Raw genomic sequence first — 15,102 nt, forward strand, 5'->3', positions numbered from 1 at the left:
GAACGGGGCGGGTTTGCTTATTGCCGCAGTCCAGATGGGATAAGTTGGCCTGATCCCGTTCCTGAAAGGGCACTCTGATACGCGTTTTGAACCCGGGTTTTGCGGGATTTTAAATAAACAAAGACAATCCATACATGAATGTGTACAACCCAACTGTTTTTCAGTAGGCCTTTGCGAGCCATGAATAAATTGATCCGAAAGAACAGTGGCTTAAAAAAATTCTTCCTGGGGCCTATGTGCGTTTTCTATTATTATTTCTATGAAAATTATCTACGCATGGGAAGAGCCGAAAGTTACGCAAAAGGTTGGGCGTCAATTTCAGCTATTAATTTGTTCTTGGGTCCTCTGAGTCTGCTTATTATACCTGTGGACTTAGTTAATAATTTTGCCGCGAAAAATAATATGGTATACTTGCGCGATGGTGGCGAAATTTTATTTCTTATACTAGCTTTTTCATTAATGTTCTTAGGAAATTCGTTACTAAGAAGAAATCACTCGTTTATATTGGCATCAATGACCGGTATTAATCTACCTGAACTTCCCGTAATTTTATCTGTTGTACTGCTATTTGGTATGCCATTAATTATGATTCCGGTGACGCTATATAAAAACCACGCCATTTATGCATTCATATTCATATGCTTTTATTATAGTGCATTTTATGTGGCGTATTTTCGTCGACTTTTAAAAGATGACGAATCAAAGCCCGGACCAAAGTGCACTTTCACTTGATTTGCCTGTCCTGCGCGGGCAGCTGATCTTGGCGGGGCCGGCGCGGCGCTGCAGTTGGGTTTCAATAGCGGAGAACGGGGTTAGCTTCACTTACGACCGCAGTCCGGACTGAACAAGTGAAACCGATGCGTCTCTGACGCATGCCTTCGGACTGCAGCCGCCCGTTACAATGCCCCAATCGCCTTGCCGCCGAAGACCTTAGATGTGACCCCTGCCGGAGTTTTCGCGGCGGCGCCCGATGCGGCGCTGGCTGCCTTATTCGTTCCCTTTGAAACCGGCGAGCTGGCGTTGCCGGCGGATGGCCGGGCACTGTTCCTGCGCGCGCGGGCCGGCGTGCGCCTGCGTGAAATGGCGCGGCCAGGCTGGCTGTGCGAGCAGAGTTTCCTGCCGTTTGCGGACGAGCTGGCGCGCAATGGCCTGCGCGTGGGCGAGCCGGAGCCGGGTGAGCGGTTTTCGTTGGTCATGCTGTTGCCGCCACGTCAGCGCGACGAGGCGCGTGCGCTGTTTGTGCGTGCGCTGAACCTGCTCGCGCCGGGCGGCACGCTGCTGGCCAGCATGGCGAATACGGAAGGTGCGAAATCGGGCGAGGCCGATCTGGCGCGGCTGACTGGCGGCGCGCAGCACCTGTCCAAGCACAAGTGTCGGGTGTTCTGGAGCACGCCGGGTGTAACCAGTATCGATCAGGCGTTGCTCGCCGAATGGCTGGTGCTGGATGCGCCGCGCGAGATCGCCGACGGCCACGTCAGCCGGCCGGGGCTGTTTGCGTGGGATCGCGTCGATCGCGCCTCGGCGTTGCTGGCTGGGCATCTGCCGCCGGACCTGCATGGCCGGGTGGCGGATCTGGGCGCGGGTTATGGCTATCTGGCCGGCCAGGTGATCGCACGTTGCCCGCGGGTCGCGGCGATCGACCTGTACGAGGCCGAGGCGCGTGCGCTGGAGCCGGCGCGGATCAACCTGGCGCGGGCGCAGCGCGCGTGTGGTCGCGAGGTGGCGGTGGCGCTGCACTGGCATGATGTGACGCGCGGCTTGCCGCAGCGCTACGACGCGATCGTCAGCAATCCGCCGTTCCACCAGGGTCGCGCCGACCTGCCGGAGCTTGGCCGTGCCTTCATCACCAGCGCGGCGGATGCGCTGGTGCCGGATGGCCGTTTGCTGCTGGTGGCGAACCGGCACCTGCCATACGAGGCGGTGCTGGGCCAGCGCTTTCGCGAGGTGCGCACGCTGGTGACGCAGGAGGGATTCAAGGTGATCGAGGCGACGGGAGTACGCGCATGAAGCTGGTGAAGCTGATCGCCAACCTCGGTTACGGCAGCCGCAAGGACGTGACCCAGTTGTTCCGCAGCGGGCGCATCACCGATGCGGATGGCGAGGTGCTGTACGCGGACGATGTGGTGGCGTACGAGACGATCCGCGTCGACGACGAGCCGCTGGATCCACCGCCGGGCCTGGTGCTGATGATGAACAAGCCGCTGGGTGTCACCTGCTCGCGCAAGGATCCGGGCCGTCTGGTCTACGACCTGCTGCCGCCGCGCTACAGCGTGCGTTCGCCGGCGCTGTCCACGGTGGGCCGGCTCGATCGCGATACCTCGGGCCTGTTGCTGTTCACCGACGATGGCGCGCTGCTGCACCGAATCATCGCGCCGAAGGCGCAGGTGACCAAGGTGTACGAAGCCACCCTGGCGCAGGATCTGCGCGGCGACGAAGGCCAGTTGTTTGCCAGCGGCACGCTGCTGCTGGAGACGGAAAAGGAACCGCTGGCGCCGGCCGTGCTCGACGTGCTGGGGCCGCGCCATGCGCGCCTCAGCGTCACCGAAGGGCGTTACCACCAGGTGCGCCGGATGTTCGCCGCCGCCGGCAATCACGTCGAAAGCTTGCAGCGGATCTCGGTGGGCGCGCTCGCACTGGGCGATCTGCCCGTGGGTGAATGGCGTGCCCTGCCTCCGGAAGAGGTGGTCTCGATCTTCGCCGCCGCCCCCGACCGGTAGGAGCCTGCTCGCGGGCGATGCTCTTTGCAAGGAATTTGGGATGACCAGACGTTCGTCTGTTGAAAACCGGGATTTGCAAGAGCATCGCCCGCGGGCGGGCTACAGGATGTGCACCGCGGTGGGGATGTTCGCGCCGAACCATTTGTGCCGCTCGTCGCGGCAGCTCGGGCTGCCCATCGCGAACTTGCGGCAGATCGTGGGGCGGTCTTCGTAGATGGTGCAGCGGGAGGTGTTCGGATCGACCGCGGCGCACCAGCCGTCCTCACCCTTGGCGAGGGTTTCCATGCCGCGCTCGTCGCGCGCGATCAGCCACGTCGGCACATGGTCCTCGGGCATCAGCACCACGGTGAGGCGGCAGCACACGGCCTCGCACGTCGTGCATTGCACGCTGGGGTCGACGGCTTGTTCATAGGGGTCGGCAGAGGTGATCACGCGTCAGCATGACGATACCGGCCTGAACGCTTTGTTGCGCTGCCGGTTCAGTCGGTCTCGTCGCGCCACAGCGCCTGCCAGCCGTCCCGGCCAAGCCGTTGCAGGGTCTCTATGTTGCGCCGGTAGATCGCGTCGGTGTCGCTCATCTGTTCCATTGCGCGCTCCACGCTGGCTTCGCGCAGCAGGTGCAGGGTGGGGAAGGGCGAGCGGTTGCTGAAGTTCTCGATCGCATCGGGGGCGCTGTCGGCGAACTGGTATTGCGGGTGGAAGCTGGCGACCTGCCATGTGCCTTCCAGCCCCAACGTCTGCAGCGCGGCATCGGCCACGTCGAGGAAATCGTTGTAGTCGAGGAAATCGTTCAGCACGAACGGGTGGATCAGCAGGCCGGTCTCGCATTCGTCCGCGCTCAGCGCATCGAGCGATTGCAATTCGCCGCACAGATCATCCAGCAAGGCGTCGGTGTCGCGCGCCTGGCTCACCCGCAGCCGCAGCTTGCCCTGCACATGCGGCGCACGGGCGAACGGGCACAGGTTCAGTCCGATCACCGCCCGTTCCAGCCAGCGGACGGTGTCGGCCAGGTAAGGCGCGTCGGCGGGCAGGGCGTCGGCGTTGAGTTCACTGCCGGACAGGGAGTTCATGCAGATTTTGCCGGAGTCGGGCGGGCCACTATAACGGCTGTCGAGCGGGTGGCGCGGGCGGCTTGCGCCTGTCCCCCCGACACCCGGAAGGCAAACCTGATCTAATGACGACCCCGCGCAAGGTTCGCCGGGCGGCTCCACCTCATCGGCGCGGCCGCATGCCCGCCACGATGGCGTCCCGATCTGGAATCACCTTTGGATGGCTTGACCCGCACAATCCGAGACGACTTGCGCGACCGCGGCCCGGAGTTCCCGGCAGCCGCAGGCCGCGCGCTCGTGCACGGTGCGGCGAAACCCTCGCCGGCGCAGAACGATGTGCGTGGCAGGCCGGGTCGTGCTGGCGACATGCCGCTGGCGCCTCGTGTCGTGGTGGGACGTCCCCGGCCGCGCCCCGATGCCGGCGCATGCCAGGCATCGGGCAGGGCCCGGCCGGTGCCTGCGGATTTTCCGGCAGCGCAACGCCGCCGCGGTCAGGCGTTGCGGATTGATTTGAAGTCGTGGTGGCGCGCCTGTCTTGCGCACGTGCAGAAACGCTGGTCGAGTCCTGCCACGCTGCTTCCGTTGTCTGCTGCCGCTTCGTCGATCCACCCGCGGCCCGCGCGCGGCCGCACCCCGCCGACCGCGTTGCGGCCACTGGCGGACGGCTGGTTGCTGCCGCCGGCCTGGCCGCTGGATGGCTTGCAATCGGCCTGCGGGATGCGCATCGCGGCGTGGGCGCGGCGAGCGTTCGCGCTTCCACGGTTGGCCGTCGCCCGGCAACGGCTCGCGATGGGCCTCGTCATCGCCGGCGTGGTCGCTGCCGCCCTGATCGGGTGGCGGATCGGACCTGCGCCAACGCCGGCGCGATCGTCATCATCATCGGTGGCGCTGGCCGGGGTATCCGTTCGCTCAACCGTCGCTGCACGCATGCCGTCGTTGTTGCCGCCGCGGCCGGTGCCGGCGTCGAGTCGAGCGGTCGCTGCGTCGGCGAGCGGACCGGCCCCGGCGTTGTCCGCCGACCGTGCGCCGACCGCTGCTGCCCGCAACCTGCTCGCCGATGTCAGCACGATGGATCTGATGATGCCGGTCGCCGAGCCCGATCTGGACATCACCTCCCGGCACAGCCTGTGGTCGCAGGTCGGCAAGGCGTCAGGTGTCGATCCGCTGCTGCTCTACAGCGTGGCCCTGGTGGAATCGAAGGCGTTGTATCCGGATGGCAAGGTTGCCCCGACACCCTGGTTGTTCCGCGTCAACGATCACCTGGTGCGCGGCGACCGCCATGACGTGCAACTGGCGATGGCGGCGGCGAGCCAGTTTGGTTCGGCCGTGCAGGATGTCGGCATCATGCAGGTCTACTACCCGATGCACCGGGATGCGGTGCGCGACCCGCTGGCCCTGCTCAATCCGCGCACCAACATCACGGTGGCGGCGAAAATCCTGCGCGACGGCATGCACGAGACCCATGACCGGGTGCTCGGCGTGGGCTATTACCACAGCCATACGCCGGCGCTGGCGCGCGACTACGGCACCCTGGTGCTGACTGTCTACAAGCGGCTGAAGACGATTTATCGCCCGGCGGCCGGCCAGGAAGTCGTGGCGGGCTGAGTCGCATCGCGGCGATGCCGGGCGCGGCCCGACCTTGCATCGGACGCGTCGCGCCCGGATATAGGTGGCAGTGTTTCCCCCGGTGCGCCTTGCATGCCTGACCTGCAGTTCGACAACACGTTCGTGCGCGAGCTGCCCGGCGATCCGGAGCAGGGACTGCGCCTGCGCCAGGTCGAGGGTGCGCTCCATTCAAGTGTGCAGCCAACGCCGGTCGCCGCACCGCGCCTGCTGGCGCATTCGACGGAGATGGCTGCGCGCCTGGGTTTCAGCGAGGATTTCGTCGCGTCGCCGCGTTTCGCCGAGGTGTTCGGCGGCAACGCGTTGCTGGATGGCATGCAGCCGTATGCGGCGAACTACGGTGGCCACCAGTTCGGCCACTGGGCCGGGCAGCTCGGCGATGGCCGCGCCATTTCGCTTGGCGAGGTGATCAATACTGCCGGCGAGCGCTGGGAACTGCAGTTGAAAGGTGCGGGGCTGACGCCGTATTCGCGCGGCGCGGATGGTCGCGCGGTGCTGCGTTCGTCGGTGCGCGAATTCCTGTGCAGCGAAGCGATGCATCACCTGGGCGTGCCGACCACGCGCGCCCTGAGCCTGGTCGACACCGGCGAGCCGGTGCTGCGCGACATGTTCTACGACGGCCATGCGGCACCGGAACCGGGTGCGATCGTGTGCCGGGTGGCGCCGTCGTTCATCCGTTTCGGCAATTTCGAGCTGCCGGCCTCGCGCGGCGACGTCGGCTTGCTGCAGCAACTGGTCGAATTCACCATCCGCCGCGATTTTCCCGAACTCGCGGGGCAGGGCGAGGTGCTCTACGCCGAATGGTTCGCCCAGGTCTGCGAACGCACCGCCACCATGCTCGCGCACTGGATGCGGGTGGGCTTCGTGCATGGCGTGATGAACACCGACAACATGTCGATCCTCGGCCTCACCATCGACTACGGCCCGTACGGCTGGATCGACAACTTCGACCCGGATTGGACGCCGAACACCACCGACGCGCAGCGTCGCCGCTATCGCTTTGGCCAGCAGCCCAATGTGGCGTGGTGGAACCTGAGCCGGCTGGCCGGCGCGCTGGCGCCGCTGTTCGCCGACGTGACACCGCTGCAGGCCGGGCTGGACCGCTATGCGCAGGCTTATGCCGCAGCTGATCGCGCCAACATCGCGGCCAAGCTGGGGCTGGCCGAGTGCCGCGACGCGGACGTCGCGTTGATGCAGCAGTTGCACGAGCTGATGAGCACCGCCGAGATCGACATGACGCTGTGGTTCCGCGCACTGGCCGAGGTCGATCCGCAGGCGCCGACGCTCGAACCGATGCACGAGGCGTTCTACGACGAGGCGAAACGGCGCGAGGCCGAGCCGGCGCTCGCGGACTGGCTGGCCCGTTATGCGGTGCGTGTGACCGACGATCGGTGGTCGGAGTCGGAGCGCCGTGCATGCATGCGGGCGGCGAACCCGCGGTATGTGCTGCGCAACTATCTGGCGCAGCAGGCGATCGATCAGGCCACGCAAGGCGACCCTTCCGGCATCCACGAACTGCTCGCCGTGCTGCGCCACCCCTACGACGATCAACCCGGTCGCGAAGCATTTGCCCGGAAGCGGCCTGACTGGGCCCGGCACAAGGCCGGTTGCTCGATGCTCTCGTGCAGTTCGTGAGCCCGCGCCGCAGCCGGAAAAGCACAAGGGCCGGCATGGCCGACCCTTGTGTTCGTTGCAGTTGGTGCCCCCGATACGATTCGAACGTACGACCTGTCCCTTAGGAGGGGACCGCTCTATCCAACTGAGCTACGAGGGCGGGGCTGCGATTTTCGCATGGATCGCGCGGCGGTGCGATTGAGCGCGCTCGCCGAAGAGCAGGATCACGAGCGACCCCGCCCCGGCCCTCCCCTGCGGGCAGGGAGGGAGTCACTTGGTCCACCCCTGCTAGAATGGGCAATTTCCCGCTTTCCATTCACGGTGCCGGCAGGCATCGCACGTCCAGGAGACATCCATGTCCCATGCAATTCTCAGCGCGCTCGGCCTTGCCGGCGAGCAGTCCGGCAGCTACCTCGGTCAGGGCGAGTGGTCGAAGACCACCGACGCCGGCGCGCTGCAGCCGGTGAACCCGGCCACCGGCGAGGTGCTCGGCACGGTGCATGCGTCCAGCGCGGCCGATTATGAAGTGATCGTCAAGCGCGCCCAGGCAGCGTTCATGGTGTGGCGCACCACGCCCGCGCCGGCACGGGGCGAAGCGGTGCGCCTGTGTGGCGAGGCGCTGCGCAAGCACAAGGATGCGCTCGGTTCGCTGGTCGCGCTGGAGATGGGCAAGATCAAGCCCGAGGGCGATGGCGAAGTGCAGGAGATGATCGACATCGCCGATTTCGCGGTGGGCCAGAGCCGCATGATGTACGGCGCCACCATGCATTCGGAGCGTCCCGGTCATCGCATGTACGACCAGTACCACCCGCTCGGCCTGGTCGGCATCATCAGCGCGTTCAACTTCCCGGTCGCGGTGTGGGCGTGGAACGCGATGCTGGCGACCATCGCCGGCGACATCTGCATCTGGAAGCCGTCGCCGAAGACGCCGCTGTCCGCCATCGCCACCATGAAGATCTGCAACGACGCGCTGAAGGCAGGCGGTTACCCGGACCTGTTCTTCCTGTTCAACGACGCCGGCACCGATCTGTCGCAGGCCTTCGTCGACGACCGGCGCGTGGCACTGATCAGCTTCACCGGCTCGACCAAGGTCGGCCGCATGGTCGGCGAGCGCGTGGCGCAGCGCATGGGCCGTTCGCTGCTGGAGCTGGGCGGCAACAACGCGATCATCCTAGACGAGTCGGCCGACCTGAAACTGGCGATCCCCGGCATCGTGTTCGGCGCGGTCGGCACCGCCGGCCAGCGCTGCACCACCACGCGCCGGCTGTTTGTGCACGAGTCGATCTACAAGAACGTCTTGGAGACCCTGGTCAAGGCGTACAAGCAGGTCGAGGGCAAGATCGGCGATCCGACCCTGGCCACCACGCTGATGGGCCCGCTCAACAGCCAGGAAGCGGTGCAGGGTTACCTCACTGCGATCGAGAAGGCCAAGGCAGCCGGCGGCACGATCGCCACCGGCGGCGCGGCATTGACCGATCGCAAGGGCAACTTCGTGCTGCCGACGATCGTCACCGGCATCGCGAACTCGCATGAAGTCGTGCAGACCGAGACCTTCGCGCCGATCCTCTACGTGATGAAGTTCAAGCACCTGGACGAGGCGATCGAGCTGCAGAACGGCGTGCCGCAGGGCCTGTCGTCGGCGATCTTCACGCAGGACCTGAAGTCGGCCGAGAAGTACCTGTCGGCCGCCGGTTCGGATTGCGGCATCGCCAACGTCAACATCGGCACCTCGGGCGCCGAGATCGGCGGCGCGTTCGGCGGCGAGAAGGAAACCGGCGGCGGTCGCGAATCCGGCTCGGATGCGTGGAAGGTCTACATGCGCCGCCAGACCAACACCATCAACTACTCCGATTCGCTGCCGCTGGCCCAAGGGATCAAGTTCGACCTGTAGGGGACAACGCGCTCGCGGGCAGTTCACCGCCCGCGGGCGATCACGCTACGATGCGCATCACGCCGTCCCGGCGCGATGAGTGAGCAGACAGATGAGCTATCAACCGTCGTATCGTTCGGCGCCAGCGACCAGCAGCCTGGCGGTGGTGAGCCTGGTGTTCGGCATCCTGGCCTGGTGCGTACTGCCGTTCGTCGGCGCGATCGTGGCGATCATCTGCGGCCATCTGGCGCGTGGCGAAATCCGCCACAGCAGTCCGGACCAGCGCCAGGATGGCGATGGCATGGCGGTCGCCGGCCTGGTGCTTGGTTACGCGCAACTGGCCTTGTGCGTGCTGGCCATGTTCCTGTTGATCGCCGTATTGTTCTTCGGTTTTGCGATCGCCGGCTGGCATTGATCGACATGGCGGGCAAGGCTGGCTCCGTTCCTTTCGATTTCAGCGGTTATCGCGTGCTGGTGGCCGGCGGCAGCCGTGGCATCGGGCGCAGCATCGCGCTCGGGTTCGCGCAGGCAGGGGCGGCGGTGTCGATCTGCGCGCGTGGCGCGGCGGCGCTGGAAGAGACGCGCCTGGAAATCGCCGCGCACGATGTGGTGGCGCATGCGCAGAGCTGCGATCTGGCCGAGCCGCAGGCGATCGAGGCCTGGGTCGGCGCGGCGGCGGCCGCGCTGGGCGGCATCGATGTGCTGGTCAACAATGCCAGCGGCTACGGTTTCGCCGAGGACGACGCGGCGTGGCTGGCCGGCTTCCAGGTCGACCTGATGGCGGCGGTGCGCGCTTCGCGGGCGGCGCTGCCGCAGCTGGCCCGTTCGGGCCACCCCAGCATCCTGCACACCAGTTCGATCGCGGCGCTGCGCCCGCGCCCGGGCGGACCTTCGTATGGGGCGATCAAGGCAGCGCTGAGTCACTACACCATGTCGCAGGCACAGGCTCTCGCGCCGCAGCGCATCCGCGTCAACGCCATCGCGCCGGGCTCGATCGAGTTTCCCGGCGGCCTGTGGGATCGCTGCCGCAAGGACGACCCGACGCGCTATGCCGACGTGCTGGCAAGGATTCCGTTCGGCCGCTACGGCACGCCGGAGGAAATCGCCCACGCGGCACTGTTCCTGGCCTCGCCCTGGGCCGGCTGGATCACCGGGCAGACCCTGGTGGTCGACGGCGGCCAGTTGCTCAATGGCTGAGGCGCGTGACCCGCTGGATTCGACCGCGCGCTTCAGCAGCCGCGTCGACGATTACGTGCGCTACCGGCCCGATTATCCGTCGGCTCTGCTTGGCTGGCTGCAGCGCGAACAGGGCGTGGACAACCGCTGGCGGGTGGCGGACATCGGTGCCGGCACCGGCATCTCGTCAAAGATGTTTCTCGATGCCGGCTATCGCGTCACCGCCGTGGAGCCGAATGGCCCGATGCGCGCCGCTGCCGAACAGTGGCTTCGTGGTTACGAAAAATTCGACGCCGTCGATGGCCATGCGGATGCCACCGGCTTGCCCGACGCCAGCGTGGGCCTGGTCACCGTGGCACAGGCGTTCCACTGGTTCGACGAAGAGGCGACTCGTCGCGAGTTCGCGCGCATCCTGCGTTCCGGCGGCCTGGCGGCGATCTGGTGGAATTCGCGCCGACTCACCGGCACGCGCTTCCTCGAAGGCTACGAGGCGCTGCTGCAGCAATTCGGTACCGACTACACCAGCGTGGCCGAGCGCTACGCGGACGATGCGCGGATGCGTGCGTGGTTCGGTAACGGTTTTCGCGGCAATGCCAGCTTCGAGCACGCTCAGCGGCTGGATTTCGACGCCCTGCGCGGGCGCCTGATGTCGTCCTCGTATGTGCCGCAAGCCGGCCACCCACAGCACGAGCCGATGCTGCGTGCGCTGCGCGAACTGTTCGACAACTGCGCCGAGCGCGGAACGGTAAGCTTCGATTACGACACCCGCATCTTCGCCGGAGAGCTGGCCTGACCATGTACGACTTCCTGCGCCCGCTGCTGTTCAGGCTCGATGCCGAGACCGCCCATCGGCTCACCCTGTACGGGCTGGGTGTGGCCCAGCGCAGCGGTTTTGCGCACCGGATCGCCAGGCTGCCTGCCGACCTGCCGACCACGGTATTCGGCATCACTTTCCCGAACCCGGTCGGCCTCGCGGCCGGGCTGGACAAGAATGCCGAACATCTCGATGCGTTGAACGCGCTCGGCTTCGGCTTCATCGAAGTCGGCACGGTCACGCCGCTGCCGCAGCCGGGCAACGACAAGCCGCGCATGTTCCGGCTACCGTCGCACGAGGCGATCATCAACCGGCTCGGTTTCAACAACGGCGGCGTCGATGCGCTGGTGCGCAACGTGCAGCAGTCCAGCTACCACGGCGTGCTCGGCATCAACATCGGCAAGAACAAGGACACGCCGAACGAGAAGGCGGTCAACGACTACCTGGCCTGCCTGCACAAGGTGTACGACCACGCCACCTACATCACGGTGAACATCTCCTCGCCGAACACCCAGGGCCTGCGCGACCTGCAGCAGGAGGCGACGCTGTACAAATTCATTTCAGTACTGCGCGCGGCGCAGGAGCGGCTGGGTTCGCAGGCCGGGCGGCGCAAGCCGATGCTGCTGAAGATCGCGCCGGATCTCGGCGAAGGCGAGCTCGACGCGATCGCCGAAGTGTTGCTGCGCACCGGCATCGACGGCGTGATCTGCAGCAACACCACGATCGACCACACCGCCGTGGCCGACGATCCGCATGGCGGCGAGACCGGCGGCCTGTCCGGCAAGCCGTTGTTCGAACGCTCCACCGCCGTGCTCGCCGGCATGCACAAGCGCTTGCAGGGGCGCATCCCGTTGATCGGCGTGGGCGGCATCCTCGATGGCAGCGACGCGGCCGAAAAGATGGACGCAGGCGCCTCGCTGGTGCAGATCTACTCGGGGCTGATCTATCGTGGCCCGCACCTGGTCGCCGAATGCGTCAATGAAATCCGCCGCCAGCGCGATGAGGCCGGCCATGTCGGTTGAGCGGGTGGACATGGGCGGCTACACGCTGATCGAGCACGCCTCGCTGGCCAGGCTGAATACCCTGCGCGTCGACGCCCGGGCGAACCTGCTGGCGGATATCCGCGATGCGGCCAAGTTGCCCGAGCTGCTGGATTTCCCCGCCGTGCGCCAGGGTCGCCTGCTGGTGCTGGGCGAGGGCAGCAACGTGCTGTTCACCGGCGACTTCGACGGCACCGTGCTGCTGATGTCGACCCGCGGCGTGCAGGTGGAAAGCGATGGCGACAGCGCACGCATCGCGGTCGCCGCCGGCGAACGCTGGGACGACTTCGTGCGCTGGACGCTGGGGCAGGGCTACGCCGGGCTGGAAAACCTGATCCTGATTCCCGGCACCGTAGGCGCCGCACCGATCCAGAACATCGGCGCCTACGGCTGCGAGGTGGCCGAGTTCATCGAAAGTGTGGAAGCGTGGGATATTCGCGAACGCCGCGTGGTGACGCTCGATCATGCGACCTGCGCATTCGCCTATCGCGACTCGCTGTTCAAGCACCAACCCGGCCGCTACATCGTCACCGCCGTGCGCTTCGTGCTGCCGCGCAGCCGCCCGTTGCGCACCGACTACGCCGGCATCGCCGAGCAACTGGCCAGGATGGGCGTGGACAAGCCTGCACCCTTCCATGTGGCCGAAGCGGTGGTGCACCTGCGCACCAGCAAGCTGCCCGACCCGGCGGTGATCGGCAACGCCGGCAGCTTCTTCAAGAATCCGATCATCGATGCCGCGCTGGCCGATGCGTTGCAGCAGGCGCATCCGGGCTTGCCTGCCTGGCCGCAGCCCGGTGGCCGCTGCAAGATTTCCGCCGCATGGATGATCGAGGCGGCCGGCTTCAAGGGCCTGCGCGAAGGCGATGCCGGCATCTCCAACCGGCACGCGCTGGTGCTGGTCAACCACGGCAGCGCCAGCGGTCCGCAACTGTGGGCGTTGGCGCAGCGGGTGATGACCGGTGTGCACGACCGGTTCGGCGTGCAGCTCGAACCCGAACCCGTGGTGATCGCCGCGGGCTGAACCAGGGGCGACACGGGCCTTCAGTCGGCGATTCGGCCTGCACCGATCAGACCCGCCCGTTTTTTTACGATATCTATATGGCGTGGCGGTTTTCCGCTACCCCGTTGTTATGCGCCGCTGCCCAGAATGCCCGCCGTCGCCATGACGGAGTCGGAGCCTTGGACCTCATCTATCTGCTGCTGATTGCCGCGCTGGTCGCCGCAACGGTCGGCTTCGTATTCGTCTGCGATCGCCTGGGCCGGCACTGATCGCCCTTTGCCCCGGCGCCACCTTCTGACGGATATCGGCATGACTTTCATCTACGGACTTGCCATTGCGGTGGCCGTGCTGCTCGCGGTCTATCTGTGCGTGGCCCTGCTCAAACCGGAGTGGTTCGAATGACCGCCAACGACTATCTGCAGATCGGCCTGTACCTGGCCGTGTTGCTGCTGCTGGTGAAGCCGCTGGGCGCCTACATGGCGCTGGTCTTCGCTGATACGCCCAATCGGGTCACCCGCGCGGGCGGCGGCATCGAGCGTGGCATCTATCGGCTGTGCGGCATCCAGGCAGACGAGGACATGGGCTGGCGTCGCTATGCCGGCGCGATGCTGCTGTTCAACGTGTCGGGACTGCTGGTGGTGTACGCGCTGCAGCGCCTGCAGCTGTGGTTGCCGCTGAATCCGCAGCACTTCGGTGCGGTGTCGGCGGATTCGGCGATGAATACCGCGATCAGCTTCGCCACCAACACGAACTGGCAGGGTTACGGCGGCGAGTCGACGATGAGCTACCTGACCCAGATGCTGGGGCTGGCGGTGCAGAACTTCCTGTCCGCCGCCACCGGCATCGCGGTGCTGATCGCGGTGATCCGCGGCTTCAGTCGGCGTAGCGCCAGCGGGCTGGGAAACTTCTGGGTAGACCTGACCCGCAGCACGCTGTACCTGCTGCTGCCGTTGTCGCTGCTGATGACCCTGCTGCTGGTGTCGCAGGGCGTGGTGCAGAACTTCAGGCCCTACCTCGACGTGCCGGTGGTGCAGACCGCCACGGTCAGCGAGCCGGTGATGGATGCGGCGGGTAACCCGGAAAAAGACGCGGCCGGCAACGCGGTGATGAAGCCGGTTCGGGTCAGCACGCAGACCCTGCCGATGGGGCCGGCGGCCTCGCAGATCGCGATCAAGCAGCTGGGCACCAACGGTGGCGGCTTCTTCAACGTGAACTCGGCGCACCCGTTCGAGAATCCCACGCCGCTGAGCGACTTCCTCGAGCTGCTGGCGATCCTGCTGATCCCGGCATCGCTGTGCTACACGTTCGGCGCGATGGTCGGCGACCGGCGCCAGGGCTGGTCGCTGCTGGCGGTGATGCTGGTGATCTTCATCCCGCTGCTGCTGGCCTGCACGGCGGCCGAGCAGGCGGGCAATCCGTTGCTGACCCAGCTGGGCGTCGACCAGCACGCCTCGGCGCTGCAGGCCGGCGGCAACATGGAAGGCAAGGAGACCCGCTTCGGCATCGTCGATTCCACGCTGTGGGCGACCGCCACGACCGCCGCCTCGAACGGCTCGGTGAATGCGATGCACGACTCGTTCACGCCGCTCGGCGGGCTCGTGCCCATGTGGCTGATCCAGCTCGGCGAAGTGATCTTCGGCGGGGTCGGTTCGGGCCTGTACGGGATGCTCGCGTTCGCCGTGGTCGCGGTGTTCATCGCCGGCTTGATGGTGGGCCGCACGCCGGAATACCTGGGCAAGAAGATCGAGGCCTACGAGATGAAGATGGCCAGCCTCGCCGTGCTGATTCCCTGTGCGCTGGTGGTGATCGGCACCGCTATCGCGGTGATGGTGCCGGCCGGCGCGGCGGGCGTGGCCAATCCGGGGGCGCACGGTTTCAGCGAGATGCTGTACGCGGTGAGCTCGGCCTCCAACAACAACGGCAGCGCGTTTGCCGGCTTGTCCGCCAACACGCCGTTCTGGAACGTGCTGCTGGGCGTGTGCATGTTCCTGGCGCGCTATCCGCTGATCGTGGCGATGCTGGCGATGGCCGGTGCGCTCGCCGCCAAGCGCCACGTGCCCGAATCGGCTGGCACGCTGCCCACGCACACGCCGCTGTTCGTCACCCTGCTGGCCTGCGTGGTGATCGTGGTGGGTGCGCTCACCTTCCTGCCGGCGCTGGCGCTGGGTCCAATCGTCGAATCTCTTTCGGGGCACTGAT

At 66.0% G+C, this 15,102-nt stretch carries 16 protein-coding genes and 1 tRNA gene; 13 read left to right on the forward strand and 4 right to left on the reverse strand.

Going from position 1 to position 15,102, the window contains the following annotated elements:
- Positions 1 to 180: 180 nt before the first annotated feature.
- The 3 genes from B0E47_RS16760 (at position 181) to B0E47_RS07460 (ending at position 2,717) form a co-directional block, all read left to right on the forward strand.
- Positions 181 to 732 carry a hypothetical protein gene (locus B0E47_RS16760; RefSeq protein ID WP_139351386.1) on the forward strand — a complete coding sequence of 184 codons (552 nt, stop codon included), beginning with the start codon at positions 181 to 183 and terminating at the stop codon, positions 730 to 732.
- A 204-nt stretch (positions 733 to 936) separates the two neighbouring features.
- On the forward strand, positions 937 to 2,007 hold the full coding sequence (locus B0E47_RS07455; RefSeq protein ID WP_077513396.1) for a class I SAM-dependent methyltransferase: 1,071 nt from the start codon (positions 937 to 939) through the stop codon (positions 2,005 to 2,007).
- Positions 2,004 to 2,717 carry a pseudouridine synthase gene (locus B0E47_RS07460; RefSeq protein ID WP_077513397.1) on the forward strand — a complete coding sequence of 238 codons (714 nt, stop codon included), beginning with the start codon at positions 2,004 to 2,006 and terminating at the stop codon, positions 2,715 to 2,717. Before B0E47_RS07455 ends, B0E47_RS07460 begins: the two co-directional genes overlap by 4 nt.
- A gap of 99 nt (positions 2,718 to 2,816) precedes the next feature.
- Here B0E47_RS07460 and B0E47_RS07465 read toward each other — a convergent pair whose 3' ends face one another.
- From B0E47_RS07465 to B0E47_RS17225, 3 genes are all read right to left on the reverse strand, one after another.
- Positions 2,817 to 3,149 carry a YkgJ family cysteine cluster protein gene (locus tag B0E47_RS07465; protein ID WP_077513398.1) on the reverse strand — a complete coding sequence of 111 codons (333 nt, stop codon included), beginning with the start codon at positions 3,147 to 3,149 and terminating at the stop codon, positions 2,817 to 2,819.
- 47 nt (positions 3,150 to 3,196) lie between these two features.
- Positions 3,197 to 3,787 (reverse strand): DUF1415 domain-containing protein, encoded by a 591-nt coding sequence (locus tag B0E47_RS07470; protein WP_077513399.1) that lies wholly within the window; start codon positions 3,785 to 3,787, stop codon positions 3,197 to 3,199.
- A gap of 470 nt (positions 3,788 to 4,257) precedes the next feature.
- Positions 4,258 to 4,875 carry a hypothetical protein gene (locus B0E47_RS17225; protein ID WP_254422857.1) on the reverse strand — a complete coding sequence of 206 codons (618 nt, stop codon included), beginning with the start codon at positions 4,873 to 4,875 and terminating at the stop codon, positions 4,258 to 4,260.
- On the opposite strand from B0E47_RS17225, the gene B0E47_RS07475 reads away from it, so the two are divergent.
- Both B0E47_RS07475 and B0E47_RS07480 read left to right on the forward strand, forming a co-directional pair.
- The gene (locus tag B0E47_RS07475) at positions 4,847 to 5,371 is read left to right on the forward strand and encodes a transglycosylase SLT domain-containing protein (RefSeq protein WP_254422858.1); all 525 of its coding nucleotides are present in this window, start codon (positions 4,847 to 4,849) and stop codon (positions 5,369 to 5,371) included. The two genes, B0E47_RS17225 and B0E47_RS07475, sit on opposite strands and share 29 nt — an antisense overlap.
- Positions 5,372 to 5,464: 93 nt before the next feature.
- Entirely contained in the window at positions 5,465 to 7,024 is a 1,560-nt protein-coding gene (locus tag B0E47_RS07480) for a YdiU family protein (protein ID WP_077513400.1), read from the forward strand.
- Between the two features lie 62 nt (positions 7,025 to 7,086).
- Here the strand turns inward: B0E47_RS07480 and B0E47_RS07485 are convergent.
- A tRNA-Arg gene (locus tag B0E47_RS07485) sits at positions 7,087 to 7,163 on the reverse strand.
- A gap of 195 nt (positions 7,164 to 7,358) precedes the next feature.
- Here B0E47_RS07485 and B0E47_RS07490 point away from each other — a divergent pair.
- The 8 genes from B0E47_RS07490 to kdpA all read left to right on the forward strand — a co-directional run bounded on the left by B0E47_RS07490 (position 7,359) and on the right by kdpA (position 15,101).
- Positions 7,359 to 8,894: an aldehyde dehydrogenase family protein gene (locus B0E47_RS07490; protein WP_077513401.1), complete on the forward strand. Its 1,536-nt coding sequence runs from the start codon at positions 7,359 to 7,361 to the stop codon at positions 8,892 to 8,894.
- Between the two features lie 91 nt (positions 8,895 to 8,985).
- Positions 8,986 to 9,288 (forward strand): DUF4190 domain-containing protein, encoded by a 303-nt coding sequence (locus B0E47_RS07495; RefSeq protein ID WP_077513402.1) that lies wholly within the window; start codon positions 8,986 to 8,988, stop codon positions 9,286 to 9,288.
- Positions 9,289 to 9,293: 5 nt separating this feature from the next.
- Complete coding sequence (locus B0E47_RS07500; RefSeq protein ID WP_077513746.1) at positions 9,294 to 10,070, forward strand: SDR family oxidoreductase; 777 nt, start codon at positions 9,294 to 9,296, stop codon at positions 10,068 to 10,070.
- On the forward strand, positions 10,063 to 10,842 hold the full coding sequence (locus B0E47_RS07505; protein WP_077513403.1) for a class I SAM-dependent methyltransferase: 780 nt from the start codon (positions 10,063 to 10,065) through the stop codon (positions 10,840 to 10,842). The genes B0E47_RS07500 and B0E47_RS07505 overlap by 8 nt, the downstream gene beginning before the upstream one ends.
- 2 nt (positions 10,843 to 10,844) lie before the next feature.
- Entirely contained in the window at positions 10,845 to 11,885 is a 1,041-nt protein-coding gene (locus tag B0E47_RS07510; protein ID WP_077513404.1) for a quinone-dependent dihydroorotate dehydrogenase, read from the forward strand.
- Positions 11,886 to 11,895: 10 nt separating this feature from the next.
- Positions 11,896 to 12,924, forward strand: a complete 1,029-nt coding sequence (gene murB, locus B0E47_RS07515) for a UDP-N-acetylmuramate dehydrogenase (protein ID WP_077513405.1) — start codon at positions 11,896 to 11,898, stop codon at positions 12,922 to 12,924.
- A gap of 288 nt (positions 12,925 to 13,212) precedes the next feature.
- The gene (kdpF, locus tag B0E47_RS07520; RefSeq protein ID WP_077513406.1) at positions 13,213 to 13,305 is read left to right on the forward strand and encodes a K(+)-transporting ATPase subunit F; all 93 of its coding nucleotides are present in this window, start codon (positions 13,213 to 13,215) and stop codon (positions 13,303 to 13,305) included.
- Complete coding sequence (gene kdpA / locus B0E47_RS07525) at positions 13,302 to 15,101, forward strand: potassium-transporting ATPase subunit KdpA (RefSeq protein ID WP_077513407.1); 1,800 nt, start codon at positions 13,302 to 13,304, stop codon at positions 15,099 to 15,101. The genes kdpF and kdpA overlap by 4 nt, the downstream gene beginning before the upstream one ends.
- Position 15,102: the final 1 nt, after the last annotated feature.

The organism is Rhodanobacter sp. B05 (assembly GCF_002001085.1).
Taxonomy (GTDB): Bacteria; Pseudomonadota; Gammaproteobacteria; order Xanthomonadales; family Rhodanobacteraceae; genus Rhodanobacter.

Bases quoted from the DNA above. Each gene is read 5' to 3' on its own strand.
- kdpF (WP_077513406.1), top strand. From the start codon at position 13,213: ATGACTTTCATCTACGGACTTGCCATTGCGGTGGCCGTGCTGCTCGCG.
- B0E47_RS07510 (WP_077513404.1), top strand. From the start codon at position 10,845: ATGTACGACTTCCTGCGCCCGCTGCTGTTCAGGCTCGATGCCGAGACC.
- B0E47_RS07470 (WP_077513399.1), bottom strand. From the start codon at position 3,787: ATGAACTCCCTGTCCGGCAGTGAACTCAACGCCGACGCCCTGCCCGCC.
- kdpA (WP_077513407.1), top strand. From the start codon at position 13,302: ATGACCGCCAACGACTATCTGCAGATCGGCCTGTACCTGGCCGTGTTG.
- B0E47_RS07480 (WP_077513400.1), top strand. From the start codon at position 5,465: ATGCCTGACCTGCAGTTCGACAACACGTTCGTGCGCGAGCTGCCCGGC.
- B0E47_RS07475 (WP_254422858.1), top strand. From the start codon at position 4,847: ATGCCGGTCGCCGAGCCCGATCTGGACATCACCTCCCGGCACAGCCTG.
- B0E47_RS07490 (WP_077513401.1), top strand. From the start codon at position 7,359: ATGTCCCATGCAATTCTCAGCGCGCTCGGCCTTGCCGGCGAGCAGTCC.
- murB (WP_077513405.1), top strand. From the start codon at position 11,896: ATGGGCGGCTACACGCTGATCGAGCACGCCTCGCTGGCCAGGCTGAAT.
- B0E47_RS07505 (WP_077513403.1), top strand. From the start codon at position 10,063: ATGGCTGAGGCGCGTGACCCGCTGGATTCGACCGCGCGCTTCAGCAGC.
- B0E47_RS07500 (WP_077513746.1), top strand. From the start codon at position 9,294: ATGGCGGGCAAGGCTGGCTCCGTTCCTTTCGATTTCAGCGGTTATCGC.
- B0E47_RS17225 (WP_254422857.1), bottom strand. From the start codon at position 4,875: ATGTCCAGATCGGGCTCGGCGACCGGCATCATCAGATCCATCGTGCTG.
- B0E47_RS16760 (WP_139351386.1), top strand. From the start codon at position 181: ATGAATAAATTGATCCGAAAGAACAGTGGCTTAAAAAAATTCTTCCTG.
- B0E47_RS07460 (WP_077513397.1), top strand. From the start codon at position 2,004: ATGAAGCTGGTGAAGCTGATCGCCAACCTCGGTTACGGCAGCCGCAAG.
- B0E47_RS07495 (WP_077513402.1), top strand. From the start codon at position 8,986: ATGAGCTATCAACCGTCGTATCGTTCGGCGCCAGCGACCAGCAGCCTG.